Source organism: Aeromonas sp. Prich7-2 (assembly GCF_017939255.1).
Classification (GTDB): Bacteria; Pseudomonadota; Gammaproteobacteria; order Enterobacterales; family Aeromonadaceae; genus Aeromonas; species Aeromonas caviae.
Window position 1 is genome coordinate 16,423 of the sequence record NZ_JAGKRI010000068.1, and the last position, 25,320, is coordinate 41,742.

The window sequence follows — 25,320 nt, forward strand, 5'->3', positions numbered from 1 at the left end:
ATATGGTATGACCAGCAAGGCAACGGGGAGAGGGGAACGTGCGGCAAAACGGGATTAAATGCTGAAAGAAATACCCATAACAGTTTGATAAAAAAAGAAAAGAGTACAGTTGTTTACTACAGCTGTGCGCTCAATTGGCGAAATTGGATAAAAAAAGAGCGCCCTGGGACGCTCTCGATGATGACATGAAAATCAGAATTTCATGTTGAACTGGGCGGAAGCCAGCAGGGCGTTGCCGTGGGAGGTGCCCTTCCAGCGCAGCGCATCGCTGTGGTTGCGCAGGCCTTCGTTCACGTCCACTTCCTTACCGTCCAGATAGGCCATGCCGAAGTCGAGGCTCATGTCCGGATTGATGTGGTAGGTGGCACCGGCGCTGTACCAGATACGGTCGGAGTCAGGAATGCTCAGGCTGCGGTATTCCGGCTCGATGGGGCTGTTGTCGTAGGCGAAGCCGATACGGGCTTCCCAGGACGGGTTGACGTACCAGGTACCGCCCAGGGCGTAACGGGCTGAGTCCTTGAACTTCTCGTCTTTTTGCAGGCACACGCCGCCGGCGCAGTTGCTGCTGGTGGCCTTGAGCTCCTGGAAGGCGCTCCAGTCGGTCCAGTTCACGGAGTAGTGGACAGCGAATTGCTGGTTCAGGCGGTGGTAGCCTGCGAACTCGGCCTGGGCCGGCAGATCCAGCTTCAGGTTGCCATCGACGACGCGGTTGCCGGAGGTGGCACCCTGGAAGTCGCCGTCAAAGCTCAAGTCCACCTGGGAGCGGTAGGTCAGGGCGAGACGGTTGTTGTCGTTGATCTCGTACAGGGTGCCGACGTTCCAGCCAAAGCCCCAGGTGTCGCCCTTCAGGTGAGCCAGACGGGTATCGGAGTTGGCGCCCGGAATGGCGGCGGAAAGCGCACCGGCATAACGGTTCAGCTCGGCGGCGGCGTAGACGGCATTGATGCCGGCACCGACGCTGAAGCTGGAGTTGATGCGATAGGCGATGTTGGGGTTGATGTTGAAGGTCAGCAGCTCGGTGTCACCGGCGCCGGCACCGGCCGCGAAGGTCTTGGAATATTCGGTGGAAAGGCCGTAGTTGGAGAAGAGGCCGATCCCCCAGGCCCACTGATCATTCAGGGGCTGGATGAAGTAGGTGGCCGGCACGAAGGCATCGGGGGCGATGTCGCTTTCGCTGGACGGAGCCAGCTTGGTGGGGCCGGCATAGATGTCGCCAGCCACATCCACGTCGGGCTTGATATAGGTGCCGGATACAGACAGTGCCATCTTGTCGAAGGTGGTCATGGCCGCCGGGTTGCGGGACAGCACGGCCGCGTTGTCGGCGATGGCTGCTTCACCTGCGAAGGCGCGACCCAGACCGGAGGCCGAGTGCTCGTTCAGCTGGAACGCGGCGGCGAAGGTCTGGGTGCTGGCCAGGGTCACGGCCGCAGCGATCAGGCTTTTCTTGAAAAAGGCAGTCGTCATAGTGTTCTCTCTTTGTAGCAGATTTTCTGTCGACATCGCGGATCTTTGGCGGCTATTGACGACATGATCTGTTGTTATGTCAGCTTCTTCCCATACATTTCTGGCGTGATTCTATGGATCTGGTAGGAGGTAAGAAATCAGACCAGTGACAGCAGAATACATAAAAGTTTCCATTGTGTTAATCATTTGTTTGAATTTGCCGTTTTATTGGTCTGTTTTATCCATTATTGGATAAATAAGAAACAAAGGGTTTCGTTCGTGTCATTCAAAATAAATGGCAAAAATGTGATGTCAGAGAGGCAAGAAGCGGGAACGTGCGGGGATTCTGAGATGAACAGGCAGACATTGAGGGTGTCTGCCTGTGTTTTTGCGTGGCACCGGTTCCGGTCAGCCAGGGTTAAGATCTGTTAAATGGACCACTGCAGGCGGGACTCGATCTGCCGGACGACGGGGGCGAGCGGCTCCTGCATGTCGCCGATCAGCACCATGTTGGCCCCCTTGAGCGGCAGTACCTCCCCCTTGAGCCGGCCATCGGCAAAATCGGGCTGGATCGTCAGTGGCAGGTGCTTGGGGACGAGGAACAGGGTGACCGGTCCCATCTTGCCCTGCAGCACCATGTGCAGGGCCGGTCCCTGGTAGAAGGCGCAGTGGTTGACATAGGTTACCTTCATGCCCGGCATCTCGCTCAGGGTGGCGCCATATTTCTCCATTTTCGCGTTGATGGTGTGCAGGCTGACCCGCTCATCCACCGCATGAATGAAGGGCTCTTCCCCATAAACGTGGGACATGGCGACCTGAGCCAGCGACAGGGTGTCCGGTGCCACAGGCCAGCTGATCCAGCGGGTGCTCATGCCGAGCAGGAAGGCGACCGAGGCCGCGATGGCCAGAGCGCGCCATGGCGTGCGTGCAGGAGTGACGGGCAGCGGGACCACCTGCTCCTCTTCGGCTGCCATCGCCTGCCTGAGCAGGATCCGCTCCGCAAGACCGGCCGGTACGTCCACTTCCAGAGTGCTGCGCACCTGGCGCTCGAGCTGCTGCATCTCGTCCAGATGCTTGCGATTGGCCGGTGACGCCTCGGCGGCTTTCAAGAAGGCGGGATCCCTGTCCGAGGGGTGAGTGATGGCCCGGCGGCGAAATTCAAGCTCATCCATTGGTGTGTCCTCTCTGTTGTTTCGCAGACTCCATGGCCTCTTTTATCTGGTTGCGGGCGCGAAACAGCCTTGTCATGACGGTGTTCTTGTTCAGGCCGAGTTGCTCGGCGATCTCCTCCCCGCTGAATCCCCCCAGAACCTGCAGCAGCAGCGGCTCCTGATACTCGGCAGGCAGGCGCGCGATGTGACGCCTGAGCCATTCGTGCTCCATCTCCTGCTCGCTTGGCAGGACACCCTGATCCCGTAGGGGGTGCTCGTCGAGGTCGACGAGATCGAACTGCTTTCGCTCAAAGCGGCGGGCATTCTCCCGCCGCAATATGGTGATGAGCCACGCCTTGGCAGCCTTGTCGTCCAGCAGGGTATCTATCGCCTTCCAGGCGCGCAGGAAAGTCTCCTGCACCAGATCCTCGGCGATTTGCGGATCCCGGCACAGCCAGTAGGCGTAGCGGTAGATGTCCCCGTGCAGGGCGTGCACCAGGGCTTCGTACTTGGTTTGTTTGTCAGCCATCTCCCCATAGACCGGAGAAGTGCAGGGATCCTTTCCCGTGTCGGCCCTTTTTCTTCTGAAAAAACCTAACGCCATAAAGGGGTGTCCTGTTTCATGAGGGGCGCATCATGCACGCATCCACGCCAGTATTCGAAGACCATAGGCTATCGCAAAGCTCTCCCAGGTGCACAACTCCCTGGCGAGCGCCTGTCTGGGCAGGTGTTCGCTAGGGACTCGCTTGGGGGAAAAACAGGCCCGATCCAGGTCGTCCAGCAGCGCCCCCATGGCGGGGTCGCGGTGACAGGGCAGCCTGGCCAGATGCAGACAGGGGGTGTCCCAGCGCAGGACGGCCCAGGTCAGCAGGGTTTCCCTGGTCTCGTCAGGAGAGCCCGTGGCGAGGGCCCGTTGCAAGCGATAGAAGGCGTGCCAGCGCGGCCAGCGGCGCATGAATGCCCGCAGCAGGATGGCCACGAGGACCCAATAGAGATACTGGGTCCCCGGTGTGGGGGAGGCGGGAGTGGCGCTCTCCCTTGCCGTGAACACCAGAGGATGTGCGGGCAGGCGCGCCTCCTCGATGCGACCGCTTTGGGTGTTGAACCAGCGCAGGGTCTGGGGGGGCAGCACATAGCGCCCCGCCTCGTCGGCGGTCAGGGCCTGGCGCCACTGGCGCTCGAAGCGAAGCGCCCCCTCGGCCACGAATCGCTCCTGCTGCTGCTCGCCGTCCGGCTTCATGGAGAGGCCGGCGGGCAGGGGCGGGGCCGGCAAGGGGGGCAGGCGGTTGCCATCCCCCCCTTCCATCACCAGGGTGAGGGTGCGGATCACCGGCTCACCCACCCTGGCCTGCGCCGGGCTGAACTGCTGGCGCAGCACCAGGCTGCTCGCCACCGGCTCCAGGGGGGCCTTGTCCACCTTGATGAAGAGGGTCGCCGCCCTGGCGGACAGCAGATCCCCCCCGTTGCCCGGCGCGGTCGCACCGGCCTGGTCCTGGTGCGACAACCGCCCCTGAAAGCGGGGGGATTCGATGGGATGGAGCCCGGGTCCTTTGGCCTGCAGCAGCCATTTTCGCGTGAGACGCCCGGGCAGGCCGGGGCTGGCGGGAGAATCCCAGCGATCCTCGCCAAGGCGGCGAATGGTAAAGGCCGGGGTGATGGGCTCGCCGAGGTTGGGGGCCTCCAGGTTGGCAGGCAGCCAGAGGGTCAGCTCATAGATGAAGGGCTGGCCGGGGTAGAGATTCCCCTCATGGAGCACCCGGGCCTGCAGCTCGACCGGAGAGAATACCGGGTCTTGTGCCGGCATCAGGGTGCCGTCCAGGGAACGTGTCGGCACCGCCAGGGAGGGGGTGAGATCGGCGCCAAGGGGCAGGGAGGGCACCTGGCGCGGGCTGGTATCGAGCAGGTGCAGGGGGATCTGCCAGCGGGTCAGGCTGCGGCTCTGGGCACTGACCCGCTGGATGCTGACCCGCCCGACCGCAAACTGGCGCAGCAGCGGTTGCAGGTTGAGATCCTCATCGCGGTACAGCCCGTCGGCCTCGATGACGAGCAGCCAGTCGCGCTCGCTCGCCCCCGGCAACAGCTCGGCCTCGACAGGAGCGGCCTGCACCCGCATGGCGCACAGGGCGAGCAGCAGCCAGCAGCCGATCCGGGGGGAGAGTAAGCGCAGCACGAGGATCACCAGGGCTCCTCCACCTTGAGCAGGGGGCGGCGCAGGGCCTCCTTGCGAAGGCGCTGCTCCAGCAGCAGCACGGGGGGCGCCGGGGGGCGGGGAGCCTCTGAGGCGCGGGCGGGGTCGGGAGTGTCGGCCTGCGCCGGGGCATTTGCCGAGGGCGCCGACTGTGGCGGGTTGGCCCGCAGCAGGGCCAGGTTGTGCAAGGCATCCCTGTGCCCAGGTTCAAGGCGAAGGGCGCTCAGATAGGCCTGCTCCGCAGCGGCAAGATCCCCGAGCCAGACCAGGGCATTGCCCCTGTTGTAGTGGGCGGTGGCGCTGTTTGCCCAGCCATAGGCGGCGACGGCCCTGGCGTAATCCCCGGCTCTATACCAGGCGTTGCCTTGCCAGACCGGATCCTGGAAGGCGTTGGCCGCTTCCCGATAGTGTCCCTGGCGATAAGCCTGCCAGCCTTCTTCATCTTGTCGGGAGGCCGCCTGCAGGGAAGGGGGCGCGACGCCAATGACGAGGATCACCAGCAGCCAGTGGGCGCCGATCCGCGCCAGCAGCGCCAGGGGGAGCAAGGGGATGAGCAGCCAGGGGCCGAGATCCCGGGATTGCCCCTGCGTCAGGGTCTGGCCCATGGGCAGGGGGGCAAAGCGGGGCAGGCCGGAATCAAGCCAGGCCAGCCTGCCTCCGGTACTGGCGGCAAGGGCGGTCATGGCCTCCTCGTCGGGCGCCGGCAAGGTGTGGCCGATCGGGCTGCCGAGCTGCCAGCGCTCGGCAGCCACGCCGGGCAGCCGGGTCTCCTTGCCCCCGCTGGCCAGCAGGATGTCGAGCCGCGGGGCCGAGCCTGCCTTGCAGAACAGGTCGTTGAGGCAGGGCCAGAGGGCGGCGATGCGATCGCGCGCTGTCCCGGAGAGGCCGTCGGTCACGAGCAGCAGACGGGCGGACTGGCCCGGCGGGATCAGGGTGAGGGCCAGGGCAACGGCGCGCTCGGGGGCGCTGCCTTGGACAGGCATGATGGCCGGGCGCAGGTCCGGCAGCAGCAGGGCGATGGCCTGATGATCCCGGGTGGGAGGCATGGCGAGGTAGGCATCCCCGGCAAACAGGATGAGGGCGATGGGATGGGCCGCGTCCTGCCGCGCTATGTCGGCCAGCATCTCTTGCAATCCCAGTCTCACCCGGGTTGCCCGGTCCGGCGCCAGATCCTGTGCCAGCATGGAGTCGGATAGATCCAGCAGCCAGATATCGAGGGCCGGGCTCGGCATAGGGAGACTCTGCTGGCGCAGGGCGGGGCCCGAGAGCGCCAGGATCACCGGCAGACAGGCAAGCCAGCGCCAGGGGATGGCCCGATGGCGGCTCGGCAGCAGATAGGCTTGCATGGCCGGGGAGAGCAAGCCGGGATCGCGGCGGCGCCACCCCTGCCACAGCCAGGGGAGCAGGGCCAGCAACCAGAGGGGGCGCAGCAAGGTCAGCTCCATGGTGCCACCATCATGGCCTGCCTACTCATGGGATGGCCTGTGTGACAGGGGGATGTGCCAGCGGGCTGGCCAGCAGAGCAGCAGCCAGGCCAGGGCCAGTGGCCAGGGGTAGAGCTCCTGGTGGGGCCGGGAGAGGGTCTGGGGCCGGGCGAGGGGCTCCAGGGTGTCGATGGCCTGGTTGATGGCGGCGAGATCGCCCCGGTTGCGGGCGCGAAAATAGCGGCCTCCTCCCAGCGTCGCCAACTGCTGCAACAGGGCTTCATCCAGTTCGGCACTGGGATCGGCGTCCCCTGCGGGCCCGGCGAAGGTGTCGGGGTCGGCGCCCACCCCCAGGGTATAGAGACGGATGCCGGCTTTGGCGGCGAGCCTGGCCTCGGTCAGGGGATCCGCATTGCCCGAGGTATTGCGCCCGTCCGTCACCAGCAGCAGGGCGGTGGGGCGGGTGGGGTCGGCGTGCTGGCGTGCCAGCAGGATGGCTTCCCCCAGGGCCGTGGTGCGCCCCACCAGATCGAAATCGAGCTCCCTGGCCAGGGTGAGCAGGGCCCCGGTCTCCTGGGTGAGGGGGGAGAGCAGATAGGCGTGATCGGCAAAGACGACCAGGGCGATGCGATCCCCCGGGCGGGAGGCGACAAGGTTGCTTATCTGCTGGCGCACCGCGGCAAGCCTGTCCGTTTGCTCTCCGTCATCCAGCATGTCCTGGGTGCGCATGCTGTCGGAGAGATCCACCGCCAGGATGAGGTCCCGGCTGCTCTGGTAGTGAATGATCGGGGGCTCCTGCCACTGGGGGCGGCACAGGGCCAGTACCAGGGCACACCAGCAGATCATCATGCGCCACAAGGGCTGCCCCGCCTGGGGCTGGAGCAGGGGAAAACCTCCATGAACGAGCCGGTTTCCTCCCTTGCGCCCCTTCATGGGAGGCAGGCCGAAGCGCACCAGCAGCGGCAGGGCGAGGGCGAGGGAAAACCAGGGCCAGGCGAGGATCATCGCGTACCCTCCGGGGAAGGGGCCCCTCGCTTGCTTGCCGGGAATCGCGGCGCGCTGACGCAGCGTCGCCCCCAGGCGAGATAGGCGAGGCGCAATCTTTTGCGCTGCGCCTCATCGGGCACTCTGCCCCCATAGAGCCAGAGCGGCCACTGGGCGGCAAACCGGGAAAAATCGCTCCCCCCCTTGTTGTCCAGCCAGGCGAGCCAGGCCTCCCCTTGCAGGGGGGCCGCCTCGGGCCAGCGGGCCATGGCCGCTTCTCGCAGGGCATCCTGCAGCTTGGGGACGAGATCGTCGGCCTGCCAGTCTATCCGATGCGCCCAGCGGCGCTGGCGCAACAGGGTGAGGGCCGTCGTGGCGATCAGGCAAGCGGCGATCGCCGCGATCAGCAGCCCCCCGAGGGCCATCAGGCGAGGATCCTGTGCAGGCTCGAGAGCGGGGCCTTGGTGGATGTCGCGCAGCTCGGCACGAATGGCTTGCAAGGCCTCGCTGGACGAGGGCTGGCGATATGCATCAGGTGCGGGCACGCCCTGCTCCCCCTTCAAAACAGACGGCATCCGCCCTCCTGCCACTGGCGTTGCAGGGTGGCGCCGTTGTCGAGGCGATAGAGGCGCGTCACCAGGGGCAGCAACTGCTGGCGACAGGCCTCGGCCTGCTCGTCGGCCGCCCTCTGGTAGCGGGCGCGAAAGCGGGGATCTTCTCCCGCGAGCCAACCGCTGTGTCTGCCTGCCTGCACTGCCAGCTGCCCCTGCTCGGGCAGAGCGGCTTCCAGGGGATCGCGGATCTGCCAGTAGTGGATATCGTGGCGCAGGCGAAGGCGTTGCAACTGCTGGCAGAGGGCCTGGTCCGGTGCCTGGTGATGGCTTATCAGGGTCAATCTGGCCCCGTGGGGCAGGGTGAGTCGTGCCAGGGTCTGGGCCAGCGTCCTAGGCGGGGGGGCGCGATCCAGCCCTGCCTCGTAATGGTGGCAGAGCGCTTCCAGCAGAGGCATGAGAGAGCCGCGTTGGTGCTCTGTGTGGGGGGCTGCGCCCTGGCAGATCAAGGTATTGGCCTGTTTCTCCCCCTGCCAGAGCAGGGCGGCGGCCAGCTCGCAGCCAAGGCGGGCCTTGAGCTGGGCGCGGGAGCCAAAGTACATGGCGGGTGAGAGATCCAGCAGCAACCAGTGGGCCTGATCCTGCTCTTCCCCGTAGAGGCGGGTGTGGGGGCGACCGAGGCGGGCGGTGACCCGCCAGTCGATGTGACGCACTTCGTCACCGGCCTGATAGAGGCGAAGCTCCCTGAAATGGAGCCCGGGCTGGCGCCCGATACGCCCCTGGGCCGCCTGATGAATGCGAGCACGCTCGCCCTGGCGCGTCCAGAGGCGCACCGCCAGCAGCCGCTCGAGGGTGAGGGCGATGTCGGGGTGATCCTGGGGCTCGGCGACGGGGGTCATGGCGATAGGGCTGCCTGTGGGGGTCGGCTCAGGGGCATGGAATGGCATCCAGCAGCAGGGCGATGAGCGCCTCGCTATCGAGGTTGTCCGCCAGCGCCTGATAACTCGGGATGAGGCGGTGGCGCAGCACGGCTGGCGCCAGTTGCTGGATGTCTTCGGGCAGCACGAAGTCGCGCCCGGCGAGCCAGGCCCGGGCCCGTGCGGCTCTTGCGAGGCCGATGCTGGCTCTGGGACTGGCCCCCACCGCGACCAGGGGGTCTAGCTCGGGGCACAGGCCGCTGCCGGGGCGGGTGGCGCACACCAGTTGCACCAGATAGTGCTCGAGGCGCCCCTGCATCTGTACCCCTTGAACGGCGGTGCGGGCTTCCAGCAGGTCGGACTGGCTGAGGGTGACCGGCGGCGTCGGCAGGGCGTCGCCGCGGGCGTTGAGCTGGAGGATGGCCAGCTCCATGGCGGGGCTGGGGTAATCCACCAGCAGCTTGAGCAAGAAGCGATCGAGCTGGGCCTCCGGCAGGGGATAGGTCCCTTCCTGCTCGATGGGGTTCTGGGTGGCGGCAACCATGAAGAGGGAGGGCAGGCGCCAGCTCTTCTTGCCCACGGTGATCTGGTGCTCGGCCATGGCCTCCAGCAGGGCGGATTGCACCTTGGCCGGCGCCCGGTTGATCTCGTCCGCCAGCACCAGATGGTTGAACAGAGGACCGGGTTGAAACACGAAACTCGCATCCTGGGGATGGAAGACCTCGCTGCCGGTGAGATCGGCAGGGAGCAGATCCGGGGTGAACTGGATACGGGCAAAGCGCCCCTCCACGGCACCGGCCAGCGCCTTGACCGCCCGGGTCTTGGCAAGACCGGGGGCACCCTCGATCAGCACATGTCCTTCACATAACAGGGCGATCAGCAGCCCCTCGATGAGGGGACCCTGTCCCAGGATCTGGCTGCCCAGATAGTCTCCAAGTGCTCTGAACTCGGCCGCTGCCATGCGATAAACCCGTTGTTTTTATGGAAGTTGATCTTTTTATACCCCAGTTGGCTCACAAGGGCGAGGGAGGGTGGCAAGATGGGGACAATTTAGTTTCAATCAGCCGTATGAAAGTTGTGATTGGATTGTTAAGATGTGGCGCAATGAGGTCAGACCTCTGCCTTTTTAACCCAAGGAGCCAGGATGAAACAGCCATTGAAACTGACGACTCGCCAGGGCGAACGGATAGCCGTCGTGGCGGGTCTGCGCACCCCCTTTGCCAAGCAGGCCACCGCTTTTCACGGCGTGCCTGCGGTGGATCTGGGCAAACTGGTGGTGAGCGAGATGCTCGCCCGCACCGATCTCGACCCCAAGCTCATCGACCAGCTGGTGTTCGGCCAGGTGGTGCAGATGCCGGAAGCGCCAAACATCGCCCGGGAGATCGTGCTCGGCACCGGCATGAGCGTCAGCACCGATGCCTATAGCGTGTCGCGCGCCTGCGCCACCAGTTTCCAGGCGGTGGCCAACGTCACCGAATCCATCATGGCCGGCACGGTGGACATCGCCATTGCCGGCGGTGCCGACTCCTCTTCCGTGCTGCCCATCGGGGTCAGCAAGTCTCTGGCCCGCGCCCTGGTGGATCTCAACAAGGCGCGCAACCTCCAGCAGCGTTTCAATATTCTGCGCCGTCTGCGCCTGAAGGACCTGCTGCCGGTGCCCCCGGCCGTGGCCGAGTATTCCACCGGTCTCTCCATGGGGCAGACCGCCGAGCAGATGGCCAAGACCCACCAGATCAGCCGCGAGGCGCAAGATGCGCTGGCCCACCGCTCCCACACCCTGGCGGCCGAAGCCTGGGCGCAGGGCAAATTGAATGGTGAGGTGTTCACCGCCCACGTGCCCCCCTACAAGTCGCCGCTGGAGCGGGACAACAACATCCGTGAAAGCTCGGATCTGGCGAGTTACGCCAAGCTCAAACCGGTCTTTGACCGGGCCCACGGTTCGGTGACGGCCGCCAACGCCACTCCGCTTACCGACGGCGCCGCCGCCGTGCTGATGATGCGCGAAGGGCGTGCCCGCGAGCTGGGTCTGGAGCCGCTGGGTTACATCCGCAGCTTCGCGTTTTCCGCCATCGACGTATGGCAGGACATGCTGATGGGCCCCTCCTATGCCACGCCGCTGGCGCTGGACCGTGCCGGCATCACCCTTGGGGATCTGACCCTCATCGACATGCACGAAGCCTTTGCCGCCCAGACGCTGGCCAACCTCAAGATGTTTGCAAGCGCCGAATTTGCCCGTGACAAGCTGGGCCGGGATCAGGCCATTGGCGAGGTGGACATGGAGAAGTTCAACGTGCTCGGCGGCTCTTTGGCCTTTGGTCACCCCTTTGCCGCCACCGGGGCGCGCATGATCACCCAGACCCTGCATGAACTGCGGCGCCGGGGTGGGGGATTGGGGCTCAACACCGCCTGTGCGGCGGGTGGGCTGGGTGTGGCCATGGTGCTGGAGGTGGAATGATGAGTGCCAAGACTTTTTCTCTGGATATTCGCAAAGACGGCATCGGCATCCTCACCATGGATGTGCCCGGTGAGAGCATGAACACCCTGAAGGCCTCCTTTGCGGACGAGATCCGCACTCTGCTGGCCGAGGTGAAGGGGAACGGGGATCTGATCGGCCTGGTGATCGTCTCCGGCAAGAAGGACTCCTTCGTTGCCGGGGCCGACATCGCCATGCTGGCGGCCTGCACCAGCGCCCAGGATGCCGAAGCGCTGTCCCGGGCCGGACAGGACGTGTTCGCCGAGATCGAAGCCCTGGGGATCCCGGTGATCGCCGCCATTCACGGCCCCTGCCTCGGCGGCGGGCTGGAGCTGGCGCTCGCCTGTCATGGCCGGGTGGTGACCGATCACGGTAAAACCGTGCTGGGCCTGCCGGAAGTGCAGCTCGGCCTGCTGCCGGGCTCCGGCGGTACCCAGCGCCTGCCGCGCCTCATCGGGGTAGCCAAGGCACTGGATCTGATGCTGACCGGCAAGCAGGTGCGGGCCAAACAGGCCAGGAAGCTCGGGCTGGTGGATGACATGGTGCCCCCGTCCATTTTGCTGGAGGCCGCCATCAAGCTTGCCAAGAAGGGCAAGCCGCGCCACCACCTGAAACGGGATCTGCAGGGCAAGGTGCTGGAGACCAACAAATTTGGTCGCAAGGTGCTGTTCGATCAGGCCCGCAAGGGGGTCAAGGCCAAGACCCGGGGCAACTACCCGGCGCCGGAGCGTATCATCGAGGTGGTGCGCATCGGCGTGGAGGAGGGGATGCAGGCCGGCCTGCTGGCCGAAGCCCGCCACTTCGGCGAGCTGGTGATGACGCCGGAATCCGCCGCCCTGCGCTCCCTCTTCTTCGCCACCACGGAGATGAAGAAAGAGGTGAGCTATCAGGGGGCCGAGCCGCGCAAGGTGGGTCATGCCGCCGTGCTGGGGGGCGGCCTGATGGGGGGCGGTATCGCCTTCGTCACCGCCACCAAGGCGGGGGTACCGGTGCGGATCAAGGATGTGGCGAGCGCCGGCATCGGCAATGCCATGCGTTACAGCTACGACCTCCTCGCGAGGAAGCTCAAGCGTCGCCAACTGCTGCGCAGTGAGCTGGAGAAACAGATGAGCCTGCTCACCGGCACCCTGGACTATTCCGGGTTCCACCGGGTGGACATGGTGGTGGAAGCGGTATTCGAGGACATCAACCTCAAGCACCAGATGGTGCAGGACGTGGAGCGCGAGTGCGGCGAGCACACCGTGTTTGCCTCCAACACCTCCTCCCTGCCCATCCACCAGATCGCCTCGGCGGCGACGCATCCGGAGCGGGTGGTGGGGCTGCACTACTTCAGCCCGGTGGACAAGATGCCGCTGGCCGAGATCATTCCCCACGCGGGTACCAGCGCCGAGACGGTGGCCACCACCCTGGCCTTCGCCCGGGCCCAGGGCAAGACCCCCATCGTGGTGAAGGACGAGGCAGGCTTCTATGTCAACCGCATCCTGGCGCCCTACATGAACGAGGCGGCGCGCCTGGTGCTGGAAGGGGAGCCGGTGGAGGTACTGGACGGCGCTCTGCTCGACTTCGGTTTCCCGGTCGGGCCCATCACCCTGCTGGACGAGGTGGGGATCGACGTGGGGGCCAAGATCTCCCCCATCCTCGAAAAGGAGCTGGGTGGTGAGCAGTTCCAGGCCCCCAAGGCGTTTGACAAGCTGCTGGAAGACGATCGCAAGGGGCGCAAGAACGGCAAGGGCTTCTATCTCTATGGCAAGGCGGCCCCGCGCAACAAGCTCACCGGCAAGGAGGGCAAGAAGACGGTGGACGCGAGCGTCTACGACGTGCTGGGCGTCAAGCCCCAGGCCAAACTGGCCAGGCAGGAGATCGCCGAGCGCTGCGTGCTGCTGATGCTCAACGAAGCTGCCATGGCCCTGGATGGCGGCGTGGTGGCCTCGGCCCGGGATGGCGACATCGGCGCCATCTTCGGTATCGGCTTCCCCCCCTTCCTGGGCGGTCCGTTCCGCTACATGGACAGCCTCGGCATCGACTATCTGGTGGGGCGTCTTGAGCACCATCAGAAGCGCTTTGGCGACCGCTTCGCCCCCTGTGCGCGGCTGAAAGCGATGGCGGCGGAGCAGCAGACCTTCTACTGATGGCTCTCGACGGCATACATCGAGCGAGGCGACCCCAAGGTCGCCTCGCTTTTTGTTGGGCGTAACTTTCCGGTTTGGGGCGGGGGCGCGAAGAAAAACGGGGCGGGGAGGGGGAAAACCTTGATCTGGCGCAAACTGGTGCCCCATTTATTACTTTGGTGGCATAGGACTCAGGCGCGGGTTGAGGTCAAATAGTCTCATCAGGAACGGGGGCGACCCCGTCACGAAAGGGACACCCATTTCACTGGATGAAGGACACACTATGAGTCTGCTCGAACAAACCATCTGGAACATATTGGGATACGGGGCCATGCCCTTTATCTTTCTGAGTGGCTTCGTGGCCGTGGCAGTCACCTGCTGCCTGCTGCTCAATGCCTTCGGGGTCAAGTCCGCCGAGAAGTGAGTCACTCTCGTTCATGCCGCCAAATGCCAGTCCTCGGACTGGCATTTGTTTTTTGTGTCTTCTGAAGCACTTGCCCGCCCCTGATGGGGTAAACGGAGCGCAAGACGGTCGAACCCGGCGGCCATTTTGATTACACTGACGCCCGGCATGTCCGCCCCCTTCTCTTTTATCAGGTATTCACGACTTCTATGGCGCTCAAGGCAACCATCTTCAAGGCCCAGATCAGCTTGTCTGACATGGATCGCAATCTCTATCAGGACTTCTCCCTCACCCTGGCCCGTCACCCCTCCGAGACCGACGAGCGCATGATGATCCGCCTAGCGGCCTTCGCCTGGCATGCCGCCGAGCGGCTGGAGTTCACCAAGGGGCTCTCTGCCGACGACGAGCCCGAGCTCTGGTGCAAGAACTATTCCGATGAGATTGAACTCTGGATTGAGCTGGGTCAGCCGGACGAGCGCCGCCTCAAGAAGGCATGCAACCGCTCTCGCCAGGTGGTGCTCTACCTCTATGGCGGTCGTGGCACCAGCGTCTGGTGGAAGCAGAACCAGGGCAAGCTCGGTCTGCACGACAACCTGAGCGTCATCGAACTCTCCGACAGCCAGACCCTGCCCCTGGCGGCCATGGTGGAGCGCACCATGCAGCTCACCTGCACCATCTCCGACGGCCAGCTCTGGGTCAGCAACGGCAGCCAGGAGGTGACGCTGGACCCCGTGGTGCTGATGGGACGCCCGGCCCGCGAACTGTAAACGGGATACCCATGTTCAGCGCCCTGCTCAATATCGTCATTCCCGTGTTTGCGGTGGTGGGCCTTGGCGCCCTCTATGGACGGCTGCGACCGGGCGGGGCCCTGGGTTATGTCAACCGGGCCAATATCGAGCTCTTTACCCCGGCGCTGGTCTTCTCAGCCCTGGTGAAATACCCCCTGGATCTGGCGGCGCACCTGCCCCTTGTGGGGGCCGGTGCCCTGGTGATCCTGCTTCCCGGCTCGCTGCTCTCCCTGCTCAAACTCAAGGAGATAGAGCGGGCCGCACTGATCCTGCCCGCCATGTTTCGCAACACCGGCAACCTCGGCATTCCGCTGATGGTGCTCGCCTTTGGCGAGCAGCAGCTCGGCGCCATCGTCATCCTCTTTGTGCTCTCCAACCTGCTCCACTTCTCGGTGGGGATGTTCATCCTCTCCGCCAGCAGCTCCCGCTGGCTCTGGCTGAGAAGCCCCGTGCTCTGGGCCGCCTTCGCCGGGCTGCTGGTGGCCAACCTGCATATCCCGCTGCCGGAATACCTGGTGACCAGCGCCGCTCTGCTCGGCCAGATAGCGGTGCCCCTGATGCTGTTTGCCTTAGGCATCCGGCTGATGGAAGGGGAGCTGGATCATCTGGGGCTGGCCATCAAGTGCAACCTGCTCTACCTGTTGGCGGGGGGCCTCTCCCTGGGGCTCGCCGTCTGGCTGCTGCCCCTCGAACCTGATTGGATACCACTCCTGATGCTGTCGGTGGCGCTGCCCCCGGCGGTATTGAATTACATCCTGTGCGAGCAGTACCAGTGTCAGCCCGACAAGGTGGCCAGTATTGTGCTCGGCGGCAATGCGCTCTCGGTGGTGGTGATCCCGCTGGCGGTCTGGTTGGCGCTGCATCTGGGGAGTTGACCCTGCTCTGTCTTCCTCTTCAAGGACGCCCGATGGCGTCCTTTTTATTGCTATCGTGCATGTCCGATGTTGTTTTGCTCATCGAGTACAGCCGAGCTTGCTCGCGTATCTGACAAGGTTTTGAAGCCGGTTTAGCCGGATAAGGCAGAGAGTGGAAGGGGGAGAAAGGGAATAAAACCGGGCGGCCTTGGCCGCCCTGTTTATTGATGGGGAGCAGGCTGAACCTGGCCATCCTTGCGCAGTTGGGTATAGAGACCAAACCCCGCCAGCAGGCCGGCGAGGGCCAGCAGCCACCAGATGGCGGTGGCGGGGCGGCTGCCCGCATCCCCCAGCATAAAGCCGATGAGCAGGTTGCCAAAGAGCGCCATGCAGCCCCCGGCGCTGGCATAGAAGCCGTAGTAGCTGCCGAGCTGCTCAGGGGGCGCGTAGCGGGGCAGCTGGGCGGCGAAGAGCGGGAAGCAGAGGATGGAGCCCAGGGAAAGCAGGGCCACCTGCGTCAACACGCCTGCCGTCGGCCAGGGTGCCAGCAGGGGCAGGGCGAGATAGCTCAGGCCCATCATGCCTATCCCCAGCCCCATGGCGAGCGGTACTCCCAGGCGGCGCTCCACCAGGCGGGAGGCTGGGAGCTGGAGCAGAACGCCGATCACCGCCGAGAGGGTGAAGACGCCGCCGAGCAGGTGGGTGGCGTCCGGCAGGCTCTGGATATGGGCGGGGAGGGCGAGGTAGAGCTGGTGGAACAGGATCTGGTAGCTGCCTGCCAGCAGGGTGAACCCCATGAAGGGGCGCTGGCGCACTATCTCCCCCCATTGGCGCAAGATGGCGCCACGGGGGCTCGGGTTGCTCACCGGGCGTTTAGGCAGCACCCGGTATTGCAGCACTCCGAGCAGGGCGAAGAGGCTCGCCGCCAGGATCCCCGTCAGGGTATAGCTCTGCTGGGTCAAGGTGAGGCCGACCAGGGGGCCGAGCAGCATGCCCGCCTCGCTGGCCAGATTGTGCAGGGCGAAGGCGCGCTGACGCTGGCTCGGGTTGTGGCATTCGCTGGCAAGGTAGGCCTGGGCGCAGGGGGTGAACAGAGCCCCCGCAAAGCCGGTGAGGGCGGCGGCCAGCAGCAGGATGGGCAGGGACTCGGCCCAGCCCAGCAGCACGAAGCCTAAAGATCGTACCAGGCAGCCCCAGACGATGGCGGGATGGTAGCCGATGCGATCCCCAAGGGTGCCGCCCAGCAGGAAGAGCCCCTGCTGGCTGAAGACCCGCATCCCCATGACGAGGCCACAGGCCCAGCCGGCCAGGCCGAGCCCGCTGCCCATGTGCTGGGCGAGGAAGGGCATCATCATGTAGAAGCCGAGGTTGAAGGCGAGCCCATTGGTGATGAGCAGGCGGGCGGCCGGGCTCATGCCCTGCCAGTCCCGCCAGTAGGAGGCGCCGTTCATGGTCGCCTCCCGCCAGTGCGTGGGGAGGTGGTCGCCGGGGTGGCGCAGGACTGTGTCATGATGTCTTTCGCAGGGTTCTGAGGAAGGGGATGCCGTGCTGATCGTGGCTTATCTCCACCGGCACCTGGTAGAGGCGCTCGATGAGGGCCGCGTCGAGCACCCGGGCGGGGGGGCCGAAGGCCTGCAGATCTCCCCCTGCCAGCACGATCAGCTGATCGGCAAACTGGGCGGCCAGGTTGAGATCGTGCAGCACCACCAGGGTGATCCACTGCTGCTCCCGGGTCTGCTGGCACAGGTGCTCCATCAGTTGCATCTGGTGGTGCAGGTCCAGGGCGCTGACCGGCTCGTCCAGCATCATGATGCGGGGGTCGCGCAGCAGCACCTGGGCGAAGAGCACCATCTGCCGCTGGCCGCCGCTCAAAGAGTAGAGGGGGCGATCCGCCAGATGGGCGATGCCAAGCGCCTGCAGGGCACGGCCGGCGGCCAGGATGTCCTCGTCCGCGAGGCGCATGGAGAGGCTGTCGAGGCGCCCCAGCACCACCACCTCGATGACGCTGAGATCCAGCTCCAGCTGGATGTTCTGGGGCATGTAGCCAAACTGCTGGCGCCACCTGGCCTGCGTCATCTGGCGGGCACTCTGGTCCCCGAGGCGAATGTCGCCACTGTCCGGGGTCAGTTCACCAAAGAGGGTGCGCATCAAGGAGGTCTTGCCGGTCCCGTTCGGGCCGATGATCACATGGACCTGACCCGGATGCAGAGTGAGGCTGAGATCCCGCAGCAAGGTCTGCTGGCCGAGGGAGAGGGAGAGTCGGGATATTTCAAGCACGTTTACGCCCCCTGCCGAGGATCAACCAGATGAAGAAGGGCACGCCAATGAGTGCGGTGACGATGCCGATGGGGAAGAGGGCCCCCGGAATGATGGACTTGGAGAGCACCGAGGCCGCCGAGAGCATGCAGGCGCCGCACAGGGCGGAGAGGGGGATCAAAAAGCGCTGATCTTCCCCCACCAGCATGCGGGCGATATGGGGGGCCACCAGGCCGACGAAGCCGATCACGCCGACGAAGCTGGTGGCGGTGGCGGTGAGCAGGGCGACCAGCACCAGGGTCTTCATGCGCAGTCTGTCGACATTGACCCCGAGGCTGCGGGCGCGGGCTTCCCCGAGGCGCAGGCTGGTGAGGGCCCAGGCATCCCGGTAGATGAGCAGGGTGCAGATCAGGGTGACGACGGCGGTGATGATCAGGGAGTCCCAGGTGGTGCGCATCAGGCTGCCAAACAGCCAGAACAGGATCTGCTGGTTGAGTTCGGGGGAGGAGAGGAACTGCAGCAGGGAGAGCAGGGACTGGAACAGGAACAGCAGGGCGATGCCCGCCAGGATCAGGGTCTGGCTGCTGACATGGCGCATCATGGCCAGACCAAACAGCAGGCAGGCGGCAAACATGCACACAATGAAGGCACCGGCCGGGATGGCCACCAGGGGAGGAAGCCCGAGGCCGCCGGTGTAGAGGGCCAGCGCCGCGCCCAGGCCCGCCGCCGCCGCGAGCCCGAGGGTATAGGGACTGGCGAGGGGGTTGTCCAGCAGGGTCTGCATCTGCACGCCGCCAAGACCGAGGGAGGCGCCGACCACCAGGGCCATGAGGGCGATGGGCAGGCGCATGTCGTGGACGATGGTGCGGGTCATGGGATCGGCCTGGGCGGGGGAAACCAGGGCATCGATCACGTCGTGCAGGGCCAGCAGGGAGGGGCCGGTGGCGATGTCGAGCACCAGGGTAATGCACAGGACCAGGGCGAGCAGCAGGAGCCAGTGCCAGCGACGGCGCTCCCGTTGCCGCTGCCGGGCGAGGGTCTGCTGCAGGGCAGCCAAATCATTCATGATGTCAATCCTGAAACGGGCGCCGCAAGAGGCGCCCACACAATCCAAGAGGGTTGCTGAAGAGGGGGTGGCCGAGGTGGGCCGCACCCGAAGTGCCGGGATTAGCTTGCGTCATCCTGCTTGATGCCCAGCATGAAGGTGCCCTGGGGACGGATGGGCAGGTAGTGCTGGTAGAACGCCTGATAGGTGGCCAGGGGGTCGAGATCCTGGAAGAGGTCCGGATAGAGGGCCTTGGCCATGAACTCGATGAGGGCGGCATCCATGATGCTGCGGGTGGCGCCGTGATAGACCGCGTAGAGGCGACCCTGCTTCACCGCAGGCAACTCGCGCCAGCCCGGACGGGCGGCAAAGCCCTGCAGGCGCTGGCGCACGGTCTTGGCCGACACATCCTGGCCCACCTGCATGGCGACAGCACTGCTCACGCTCTCGTAGCCCGCCATCAGGATCACCTCGGGCTTGCTCGCCAGCAGTTGTTCCGGGTGGATGGGGCCCCAGCGATCGACGAAGGGGGCGGCCACGTTCTCACCGCCCGCCAGCAGGGCCATAGCGCCCCACATGTCCTTGCCATAGGTGTAGCTGTACTCGGCCGGGCCCTTGTCACCCAGCTCGATGTAGACCCGGGGCGGCTTGCGCTTCGCGGCGGCGATGCGCGAGGTGATGGTGTCAATCTTGGCCTTGTACTCGTCGGCCATCTTCCGGGCACGGGCCTCCTGGCCGGTCAGCTTGCCAAGCAGCAGGGTGCTCGCCATGTGCTGTGCCAGGGTCTGGGCGTTGTAGTCGATGACCACCACCGGGATCCCCGCCTGCTCGAGGCGCGGCAGGTCCGCGGCCAGGGCCTCGTATTGCCACTTCGCCAGGATCACCAGATCGGGCTTGACCGCCAGGGTCTTCTCGATGGAGAAGCTCTGATCCTGCACGTTGCCAAGGTCCGGCACTTTGGCCAGTTGTGGCTGGCTGGCCACGTAGAGAGACCAGATGGCGGGACGGGACTTCATGAACCAGCTCAGGGACATGCCCACCAGGCGCTCGGCGCCGCCTTCACCGGCCACGGCCAGGTAATCTTCGGGATAGAAACCGAGCACGATGCGGCTGGCCGGAAGGCTCAGGGAGACCTTGCGGCCCATCACATCTTCCACTTCAACGGGGGGGGCGGCCTGCGCCATCCAGCTCGCCAGGACGAGCTGGCCGAGCAGCAGCAACTTTGCCAGGGGGTGACGAAACATCTTGTAGCACCTCGGGAATAGAGACGGTCAAAAAAAGAAAGTGAGAACTATTGCCATTCGCGAGCGCAAAAGCAACAAACCTTTGTGCCATCCCCTCTCTTGTTATTTATGTCACTACTGGAACCCATGCCACCGCGGCACAACACCCTGCTCCAATAGAAGCCCTCTCTCTGTTTGCATGGAAAAAGGGTGGCCCGTGGTGCCCATCTTGCCGCGTGTGGAGCAGGGTACTGGCCGCCGCACCTCTCGCGCTCTCAACCCTGGAGTCTGTCCGATGTCTAGTCTCCCTGGCATGGCACCGCCAGAGGTGGCGACGATTTCCTGCGCACCGATGACGGACACTGCCCATTCGGGTATTGCCCGTCACCTGCACGCAACATTTTGTTGTCATTGTTAGCCAGCTCCCAGCGGCTCCGCCGTCAAAGGGGCAGAGTAGGCCCGCCGCGGGATCATGGCACCGAATCGTCATGATCTCGCCGGCAACAAGGTGCTGCGGCCCGCCTTGCGCGGGGCGCCAATAACACGAACTGCAAATAAAAAAAGGAAACTGACCATGTCAGGAAGACATTCTCTCGTGGCGCTGGCCGTCGGGCTGGCGCTCGCTGGACAGGCGCAGGCGCAACTGCTTATCACCGAATACCTGGAAGGGTCCGGCAACAACAAGGCGCTGGAGCTGAGCAACCTCGGCAGCGACGCCGTCGATCTCTCCCAATACCGGCTGGCGCTCTATGCCAACGGCAAACCCCTCACCGAGGCCCCCACCAACAGCCTGGCGCTGCAGGGCACCCTGGCGCCGGGGGCCAGCCTGGTGCTGGCCAATCCCTCCGCCAGCAGCGAGATCCTGGCCAAGGCCAATCAGACCAGCGGCAACCTGGTGTTCAACGGTGACGACGCCCTGGTGCTCTATCGCGGCAGCGAGCTTGTGGACAGCTTCGGCCAGGTGGGGGTGGATCCGGGCACGGCCTGGGTCTCGGGCGGCGTCTCGACCCTGGACATGACCCTGCGCCGCAAGGCCACCGTCACCACGGGCCGGGTCGATGCGACCGCCCCTTTCGATCCGGCGCTCGAATATGTGGCTGCTCCCAAGGATGACGCCAGCGGTCTGGGTTGCAGCGGCGATGGTCCCTGCGATGGCACCCAGCCGCCCGCCTTCGTCTGCCCGGTGGATCAGTTGGTGCCCGTGCCCGCCATTCAGGGCCCCGGCAGCAGCAGCCCGCTGGTGCCGGCCGGCAAGTTTGAGTCCGAACAGGCCTATGCCACCCGCGGCGTGGTGACCCAGGTGGTGAGCGGCCTCTACAAGGGCTTCTTCATTCAGGACGTGCAGGGGGACGGGGAGCCGGCCACCTCCGACGGTCTCTTCGTCTACAGCACCAAGGCCAACGCTGCCGTCGTGCCGGGGGCCGAGGTGTGCGTCTCGGGCAAGGTGAAGGAGTATTTCAACCAGACCCAGCTCAGTGCCGACGAACTGGCGGTGACCCAGCCTGCCGGCGCCGTGCCGGCGGCGGTGGATCTGGTGCCGGTGGCGGGGGAGAGCCTGAGCCAGCTGCTGGAGCGTCACGAGGGAATGCAGGTGAGGCTGGTGCCCGAATCCAGCCTGGTGGTGACCCGCAACTTCAGCTTCGATTACGACGGCAAGCGCAACAACCTGGTGCTCTCTTATGGTGCGCCGCTTATCAAGTCGACCCAGAAATTTGCGGCCCAAAGCGAGGAGGCAAGCAACTGGGCCCTGCGCAACCAGCAGAACCAGCTGGTGGTGGAGACCGACGCCAAGGCGCCGGATGGCGTGCTGCCCTGGTTCCCCGGCTTCAATGCCGAGGACGGTTACCTGCGCATCGGCGACAGGCTCAACGGGCTGGAGGGGGCCCTCGGTTACTCCTACAACCTGTTCCGGCTGGTGGCCAGCAACCGCATCGACGCAAGCCAGATAGATCACAGCGGCTGGGATCGGGTGGAAACCCCCGAGCTCGCCGAGGCGGGGGATCTGCGGGTCGCGAGCTTCAACGTGCTCAACTTCTTCACCACTGTCGTGGGAGGGGATGCCAACCCCACCGGCAGCAACCGGGGCGCCCTCACGGTGGCGGAGTTCGAGCTGCAGCGCACCAAGATAGTCAGCGCCATTACCCGCCTCAATGCCGACGTGGTGGGGCTGATGGAGATCGAGAACAACGGCTATGGCGACAACTCCGCCATCGCCAACCTGGTGGGGGCCCTCAACGCCGCCCAGCCGGACGAGGCGGATCACTACCGCTGGATTGCCTCGCCGGATGGCAAGCCCATCGGCACCGACGCCATCACGGTGGGCCTCATCTACCGGCCCGCCAAGGTGACCCCGGAGGGGGCCGCCAGCCTCATCGCGCTGCCGGTGCAGCAGGCCGAGGCGCAGGACGCCAGCGGCAAGCCGGTGACCATCAACCAGGGGATGCGCGAGTCGCTGGTACAGCGCTTCAGCTCGCCCAAGGGGGATGCGCCCCTGACCCTGGTGGTCAACCACCTCAAGTCCAAGGGCTCCGCCTGCTTCGAGGATTACCCCGACTACGCCACAGCCGATCCCCTCGATGGCCAGGGCCACTGCAACGCGCTGCGGGTCTCCGCCGCCAAGGTGCTGGGGGAGACCCTCAAGGATTTGGCCGGGGATCTGCTGCTTATCGGCGACATGAACGCCTACGGCATGGAGGACCCCATCCGGGTGCTGACCGACTATGATCCGGCCGCCCAGTCGCGCCAGATCATGAGCGCCTCCTTCACCACATTGGCGGGTCAGCCCTTCGAAGAGAGCGGCAGCGCCCTGGGCAAGGGATATGGCCTTATCAACCTCAACACCCGCTTCCACGGCACCGACACCTACTCCTACAGCTATGAGGGAGAGCTCGGCAACCTAGATCACGCCCTGGCCAATCCGAGCCTCGCGGCCAAGGTGATCGGCATCGAGGATTGGCACATCAACTCCGCCGAGAGCAACTTCTTCGAGTACGGCAGCAAGTACAGCGGCCAGCTGGCGAAATCCGAGGGGCCCTTCAGCGCCTCGGATCACGACCCCGTGCTGGTGGCCATCCAGTATCCGCTGCCCCCCGCCGGGGTGTTGAGCCTCGAGAGCGCCGCCGCCAGCGTGGAGGAGGGCAACACCCTGTCCCTGACCGTCAGCCGCAGCGATGGCAGCCATGGGGAGGCCAGCGTGAGTTATCGCATCGCCTACGGCAGCGCCGATGCCAACGACGTGGCGCCGCTTACCGGCACCCTGCACTGGGCCGCCGGGCAGAGCGACAGCCAGACCATCAGCATCCCGGTGAAGAGCGACACCCTGCGCGAGGGGGACGAGACCTTCACCCTGGAGCTCTATGATGCGAGCGGCGCGGCCCTGGGGGATCAGCACCAGACCCTGGTGACCATCAAGGACAAGCTGGCGCCGTCCACCATTGCGCTGGCTCACCCCACCATGACGGTGAACGAGGAGCAGTGGTTTGCCGAGATCCCCCTGGTGCGAAGCGGCGATCTCAGCAAGCCCGCCCGTGCCAGGGTGAGCCTTGAGGGGATCACGGCGCGCTGGGGGCTGGACTTCCTGCCCTGGCTCGGCCAGTCGGTGAGCTGGGCCGCGGGCGAGGGGGGAAGCAAGTCGGTCAAGGTGCTGGTCATCGATGACTGGTTCGTCGAGCCCACCGAGCAGTTCAGCGTGAGCCTCGAGAAGCTGAAAGGGGCCCAGCCGGGCGCCGTCCAGCAGACCCGGGTCGACATTCTGGACAACGACAAGTCCTGGTGGCCCTTCGGTCGCCACTGAGGATGATTGAGCAACAAGAAAGGGGCCTGCGGGCCCCTTTCTGTTGAGAAAACTTTTGTTGGGAAGACCTGTTGCAGACAGGTTGGGTTGCGAAGATGAAAAAGGCCCACCATCGTGGTGGGCCTTCTTCATGGCAGGGCGCTCCTAACGGAGTATCAACCCTGCGCGTTGCTCAGTACCAGCTTGCCATCCTTGACCGGAATGGTGGGGCCGGGTTGCTTCTCCATGCGTACCACCCCTTCCTGGCCGGCGAGGCGGTAGGTGACGTCATAGCCGATGGTGCGGGTGCTGCTCTCCTGCACCGTCTTGCAGCGCTGCTCCGTGGTGGTGTAGGTATCACCCGCCTGCATGTTGCCCTGCACCTGATTCCCGGCATAACCCCCTGCCACGGCACCGGCGGCGGTGGCCACCTTCTTGCCGCTGCCACCGCCAAACTGGTGGCCGACCACGCCGCCCAGGGCCGCGCCAACCACGGTACCCAGGATCTTGTGCTCGTCCTGCACCGGCTTGCGGTGGGTCAGGGTGACGTTGCGGCACTCCTGACGCGGCGTCTTGATGGTCTCGGTCACCGGCTTGCTGGCCAGCACCTCGGCAAACTGGGGCTCTGATGAAAACAGGGATCCGCTGGCGACCGCCGACAATGCCAGCGCAGAGGCCACACCGATCCCGACACCTGCCAACATGGATTTGTTCATCACTCTTCTCCTCGTACTCATACCCGTTGAGGGCTTGGGATCATTCTTGGCATTTTGCGCCGCAGGCTCAAGGCAAGGGCCACGGGATCGCGACAGGGGCTGACTGCGCAAAAAGTGACCGCGCAAAAATAGCGTCGGCGATTGGCGACAGGGGGAGCAGGGCCGAGGGCCCCTAAGACGTTTCGCTAATACCTGGGATCTGCCCCCCTTGATACCCTTTCATCCGGTTCCAGCCGGCATCCTGGCCCCGCATCAGGGCGCAATGCCGGTCGTGGTGAACCGCGAGAGCCACCCCGTTTTGTGTCCCTGTGAGGAAGGATCCGATGACAGAGCAGAACATGTACGACGCCGGCCTTGGCAAGACGCCCGCCAATTTCGAGGCGCTGACCCCCTTGAGCTTTCTGGGGCGGGCCGCCCGGGTCTATCCCGACTATCCGGCGCTGATCCACGGCACCCTGCGCCAGAGCTGGGCCCAGACCGAGCGGCGCTGCCGCCAGCTCGCCTCGGCCCTGCGCCGTCGCGGCATTGGCGAGGGGGACACAGTCTCCATCGTCGCCCCCAATGTGCCGGCCATGTTCGAGGCGCACTTCGGGGTACCCATGAGCGGCGCCGTGCTCAACACCATCAACACCCGGCTCGATGCGGACGCCATGGCCTTCATCTTCCAGCACGCCCAGAGCAAGGTGGTGCTGGTGGACCGGGAGTTCGGCGCCGTGGTGCGAAAGGCGCTCTCTCTCATTGACAGCCAGCCCTTGGTGATCGCCATCGACGATCCCCTCTACCGGGAAGGGGAGCTGATCGGCGAGCTCGACTACGAGGGGTTCATCGCCCTGGGGGACGGGGACGAACCCGGCTGGCTGCCGGCGGACGAGTGGCAGGCCATCTTAAATGCGAAAGGGGACTCCCTCCGACGTAGGTGGGAGGGGAATTTCGCCGGGGCGTCAGCCCCGCTGGTTTTGAATGTATTGCTTGATCACCTCCAACGGTGCTCCGCCGCAAGAGCCCGCAAAGTAAGAGCGTGACC

Annotated in this window: 21 protein-coding genes and 1 pseudogene; 7 read left to right on the forward strand and 15 right to left on the reverse strand. The window is 65.1% G+C overall.

Annotation, left to right across the window (positions count from 1 at the left end; genetic code table 11):
* Positions 1 to 192: 192 nt before the first annotated feature.
* From J9892_RS13125 to J9892_RS13165, 9 genes are all read right to left on the reverse strand, one after another.
* Positions 193 to 1,464 (reverse strand): outer membrane protein transport protein, encoded by a 1,272-nt coding sequence (locus tag J9892_RS13125; RefSeq protein WP_010674659.1) that lies wholly within the window; start codon positions 1,462 to 1,464, stop codon positions 193 to 195.
* A 407-nt stretch (positions 1,465 to 1,871) separates the two neighbouring features.
* Positions 1,872 to 2,615: a DUF3379 domain-containing protein gene (locus J9892_RS13130; RefSeq protein WP_210538458.1), complete on the reverse strand. Its 744-nt coding sequence runs from the start codon at positions 2,613 to 2,615 to the stop codon at positions 1,872 to 1,874.
* A complete protein-coding gene (locus J9892_RS13135) occupies positions 2,608 to 3,198 on the reverse strand; it encodes a sigma-70 family RNA polymerase sigma factor (protein WP_029314498.1) in 591 nt (196 codons plus the stop codon). Before J9892_RS13135 ends, J9892_RS13130 begins: the two co-directional genes overlap by 8 nt.
* Positions 3,199 to 3,228: 30 nt before the next feature.
* Entirely contained in the window at positions 3,229 to 4,707 is a 1,479-nt protein-coding gene (locus tag J9892_RS13140) for a BatD family protein (protein ID WP_210538460.1), read from the reverse strand.
* Between the two features lie 62 nt (positions 4,708 to 4,769).
* Positions 4,770 to 6,227: a tetratricopeptide repeat protein gene (locus tag J9892_RS13145; RefSeq protein ID WP_210538459.1), complete on the reverse strand. Its 1,458-nt coding sequence runs from the start codon at positions 6,225 to 6,227 to the stop codon at positions 4,770 to 4,772.
* A 21-nt stretch (positions 6,228 to 6,248) separates the two neighbouring features.
* Positions 6,249 to 7,211, reverse strand: coding sequence for a VWA domain-containing protein (locus J9892_RS13150; RefSeq protein ID WP_151027838.1), 963 nt, complete (start codon positions 7,209 to 7,211; stop codon positions 6,249 to 6,251).
* Complete coding sequence (locus J9892_RS13155; RefSeq protein ID WP_235673820.1) at positions 7,208 to 7,765, reverse strand: DUF4381 family protein; 558 nt, start codon at positions 7,763 to 7,765, stop codon at positions 7,208 to 7,210. The genes J9892_RS13150 and J9892_RS13155 overlap by 4 nt, the downstream gene beginning before the upstream one ends.
* Entirely contained in the window at positions 7,750 to 8,640 is an 891-nt protein-coding gene (locus J9892_RS13160) for a DUF58 domain-containing protein (protein WP_171865403.1), read from the reverse strand. Before J9892_RS13160 ends, J9892_RS13155 begins: the two co-directional genes overlap by 16 nt.
* 28 nt (positions 8,641 to 8,668) lie before the next feature.
* Positions 8,669 to 9,619 carry an AAA family ATPase gene (locus tag J9892_RS13165; protein WP_151027840.1) on the reverse strand — a complete coding sequence of 317 codons (951 nt, stop codon included), beginning with the start codon at positions 9,617 to 9,619 and terminating at the stop codon, positions 8,669 to 8,671.
* Between the two features lie 183 nt (positions 9,620 to 9,802).
* On the opposite strand from J9892_RS13165, the gene fadI reads away from it, so the two are divergent.
* The 5 genes from fadI to J9892_RS13190 all read left to right on the forward strand — a co-directional run bounded on the left by fadI (position 9,803) and on the right by J9892_RS13190 (position 15,305).
* A complete protein-coding gene (gene fadI, locus J9892_RS13170) occupies positions 9,803 to 11,113 on the forward strand; it encodes an acetyl-CoA C-acyltransferase FadI (RefSeq protein WP_039039117.1) in 1,311 nt (436 codons plus the stop codon).
* Positions 11,113 to 13,260 (forward strand): fatty acid oxidation complex subunit alpha FadJ, encoded by a 2,148-nt coding sequence (gene fadJ, locus J9892_RS13175; RefSeq protein ID WP_201972182.1) that lies wholly within the window; start codon positions 11,113 to 11,115, stop codon positions 13,258 to 13,260. Before fadI ends, fadJ begins: the two co-directional genes overlap by 1 nt.
* Positions 13,261 to 13,522: 262 nt before the next feature.
* Positions 13,523 to 13,663: a TIGR02808 family protein gene (locus J9892_RS13180; protein ID WP_005325161.1), complete on the forward strand. Its 141-nt coding sequence runs from the start codon at positions 13,523 to 13,525 to the stop codon at positions 13,661 to 13,663.
* 188 nt (positions 13,664 to 13,851) lie between these two features.
* On the forward strand, positions 13,852 to 14,409 hold the full coding sequence (locus J9892_RS13185) for a YaeQ family protein (protein WP_010674671.1): 558 nt from the start codon (positions 13,852 to 13,854) through the stop codon (positions 14,407 to 14,409).
* An 11-nt stretch (positions 14,410 to 14,420) separates the two neighbouring features.
* The gene (locus J9892_RS13190; RefSeq protein ID WP_010674672.1) at positions 14,421 to 15,305 is read left to right on the forward strand and encodes an AEC family transporter; all 885 of its coding nucleotides are present in this window, start codon (positions 14,421 to 14,423) and stop codon (positions 15,303 to 15,305) included.
* A 200-nt stretch (positions 15,306 to 15,505) separates the two neighbouring features.
* Here the strand turns inward: J9892_RS13190 and J9892_RS13195 are convergent, their stop codons facing one another.
* The 4 genes from J9892_RS13195 to J9892_RS13210 all read right to left on the reverse strand — a co-directional run bounded on the left by J9892_RS13195 (position 15,506) and on the right by J9892_RS13210 (position 19,829).
* On the reverse strand, positions 15,506 to 16,735 hold the full coding sequence (locus tag J9892_RS13195) for an MFS transporter (protein ID WP_010674673.1): 1,230 nt from the start codon (positions 16,733 to 16,735) through the stop codon (positions 15,506 to 15,508).
* 55 nt (positions 16,736 to 16,790) lie between these two features.
* Positions 16,791 to 17,561: an ABC transporter ATP-binding protein gene (locus J9892_RS13200; RefSeq protein WP_010674674.1), complete on the reverse strand. Its 771-nt coding sequence runs from the start codon at positions 17,559 to 17,561 to the stop codon at positions 16,791 to 16,793.
* Complete coding sequence (locus tag J9892_RS13205) at positions 17,554 to 18,606, reverse strand: iron ABC transporter permease (RefSeq protein ID WP_010674675.1); 1,053 nt, start codon at positions 18,604 to 18,606, stop codon at positions 17,554 to 17,556. The genes J9892_RS13200 and J9892_RS13205 overlap by 8 nt, the downstream gene beginning before the upstream one ends.
* Positions 18,607 to 18,707: 101 nt before the next feature.
* Positions 18,708 to 19,829, reverse strand: a complete 1,122-nt coding sequence (locus tag J9892_RS13210; RefSeq protein WP_010674676.1) for an ABC transporter substrate-binding protein — start codon at positions 19,827 to 19,829, stop codon at positions 18,708 to 18,710.
* A gap of 553 nt (positions 19,830 to 20,382) precedes the next feature.
* Here J9892_RS13210 and J9892_RS13215 point away from each other — a divergent pair.
* Positions 20,383 to 23,601, forward strand: coding sequence for an ExeM/NucH family extracellular endonuclease (locus J9892_RS13215; RefSeq protein WP_246876670.1), 3,219 nt, complete (start codon positions 20,383 to 20,385; stop codon positions 23,599 to 23,601).
* A 155-nt stretch (positions 23,602 to 23,756) separates the two neighbouring features.
* On the opposite strand, the gene J9892_RS13220 is transcribed toward J9892_RS13215, so the two are convergent.
* Complete coding sequence (locus tag J9892_RS13220) at positions 23,757 to 24,296, reverse strand: glycine zipper 2TM domain-containing protein (RefSeq protein ID WP_010674678.1); 540 nt, start codon at positions 24,294 to 24,296, stop codon at positions 23,757 to 23,759.
* A 323-nt stretch (positions 24,297 to 24,619) separates the two neighbouring features.
* On the opposite strand from J9892_RS13220, the pseudogene J9892_RS13225 reads away from it, so the two are divergent.
* Positions 24,620 to 25,180, forward strand: a pseudogene (locus J9892_RS13225) (AMP-binding protein); the annotation flags it as partial.
* A 57-nt stretch (positions 25,181 to 25,237) separates the two neighbouring features.
* Here J9892_RS13225 and J9892_RS13230 read toward each other — a convergent pair.
* A partial coding sequence (locus J9892_RS13230) for a transposase (RefSeq protein ID WP_202904331.1) occupies positions 25,238 to 25,320 on the reverse strand: 83 nt, incomplete at its 5' end.

Bases quoted from the DNA above. Each gene is read 5' to 3' on its own strand.
- J9892_RS13125 (WP_010674659.1), bottom strand. From the start codon at position 1,464: ATGACGACTGCCTTTTTCAAGAAAAGCCTGATCGCTGCGGCCGTGACC.
- J9892_RS13130 (WP_210538458.1), bottom strand. From the start codon at position 2,615: ATGGATGAGCTTGAATTTCGCCGCCGGGCCATCACTCACCCCTCGGAC.
- J9892_RS13135 (WP_029314498.1), bottom strand. From the start codon at position 3,198: ATGGCGTTAGGTTTTTTCAGAAGAAAAAGGGCCGACACGGGAAAGGAT.
- J9892_RS13140 (WP_210538460.1), bottom strand. From the start codon at position 4,707: ATGCGGGTGCAGGCCGCTCCTGTCGAGGCCGAGCTGTTGCCGGGGGCG.
- J9892_RS13145 (WP_210538459.1), bottom strand. From the start codon at position 6,227: ATGGAGCTGACCTTGCTGCGCCCCCTCTGGTTGCTGGCCCTGCTCCCC.
- J9892_RS13150 (WP_151027838.1), bottom strand. From the start codon at position 7,211: ATGATCCTCGCCTGGCCCTGGTTTTCCCTCGCCCTCGCCCTGCCGCTG.
- J9892_RS13155 (WP_235673820.1), bottom strand. From the start codon at position 7,765: ATGCCGTCTGTTTTGAAGGGGGAGCAGGGCGTGCCCGCACCTGATGCA.
- J9892_RS13160 (WP_171865403.1), bottom strand. From the start codon at position 8,640: ATGACCCCCGTCGCCGAGCCCCAGGATCACCCCGACATCGCCCTCACC.
- J9892_RS13165 (WP_151027840.1), bottom strand. From the start codon at position 9,619: ATGGCAGCGGCCGAGTTCAGAGCACTTGGAGACTATCTGGGCAGCCAG.
- fadI (WP_039039117.1), top strand. From the start codon at position 9,803: ATGAAACAGCCATTGAAACTGACGACTCGCCAGGGCGAACGGATAGCC.
- fadJ (WP_201972182.1), top strand. From the start codon at position 11,113: ATGAGTGCCAAGACTTTTTCTCTGGATATTCGCAAAGACGGCATCGGC.
- J9892_RS13180 (WP_005325161.1), top strand. From the start codon at position 13,523: ATGAGTCTGCTCGAACAAACCATCTGGAACATATTGGGATACGGGGCC.
- J9892_RS13185 (WP_010674671.1), top strand. From the start codon at position 13,852: ATGGCGCTCAAGGCAACCATCTTCAAGGCCCAGATCAGCTTGTCTGAC.
- J9892_RS13190 (WP_010674672.1), top strand. From the start codon at position 14,421: ATGTTCAGCGCCCTGCTCAATATCGTCATTCCCGTGTTTGCGGTGGTG.
- J9892_RS13195 (WP_010674673.1), bottom strand. From the start codon at position 16,735: ATGAACGGCGCCTCCTACTGGCGGGACTGGCAGGGCATGAGCCCGGCC.
- J9892_RS13205 (WP_010674675.1), bottom strand. From the start codon at position 18,606: ATGAATGATTTGGCTGCCCTGCAGCAGACCCTCGCCCGGCAGCGGCAA.
- J9892_RS13210 (WP_010674676.1), bottom strand. From the start codon at position 19,829: ATGTTTCGTCACCCCCTGGCAAAGTTGCTGCTGCTCGGCCAGCTCGTC.
- J9892_RS13215 (WP_246876670.1), top strand. From the start codon at position 20,383: ATGTCAGGAAGACATTCTCTCGTGGCGCTGGCCGTCGGGCTGGCGCTC.
- J9892_RS13220 (WP_010674678.1), bottom strand. From the start codon at position 24,296: ATGAACAAATCCATGTTGGCAGGTGTCGGGATCGGTGTGGCCTCTGCG.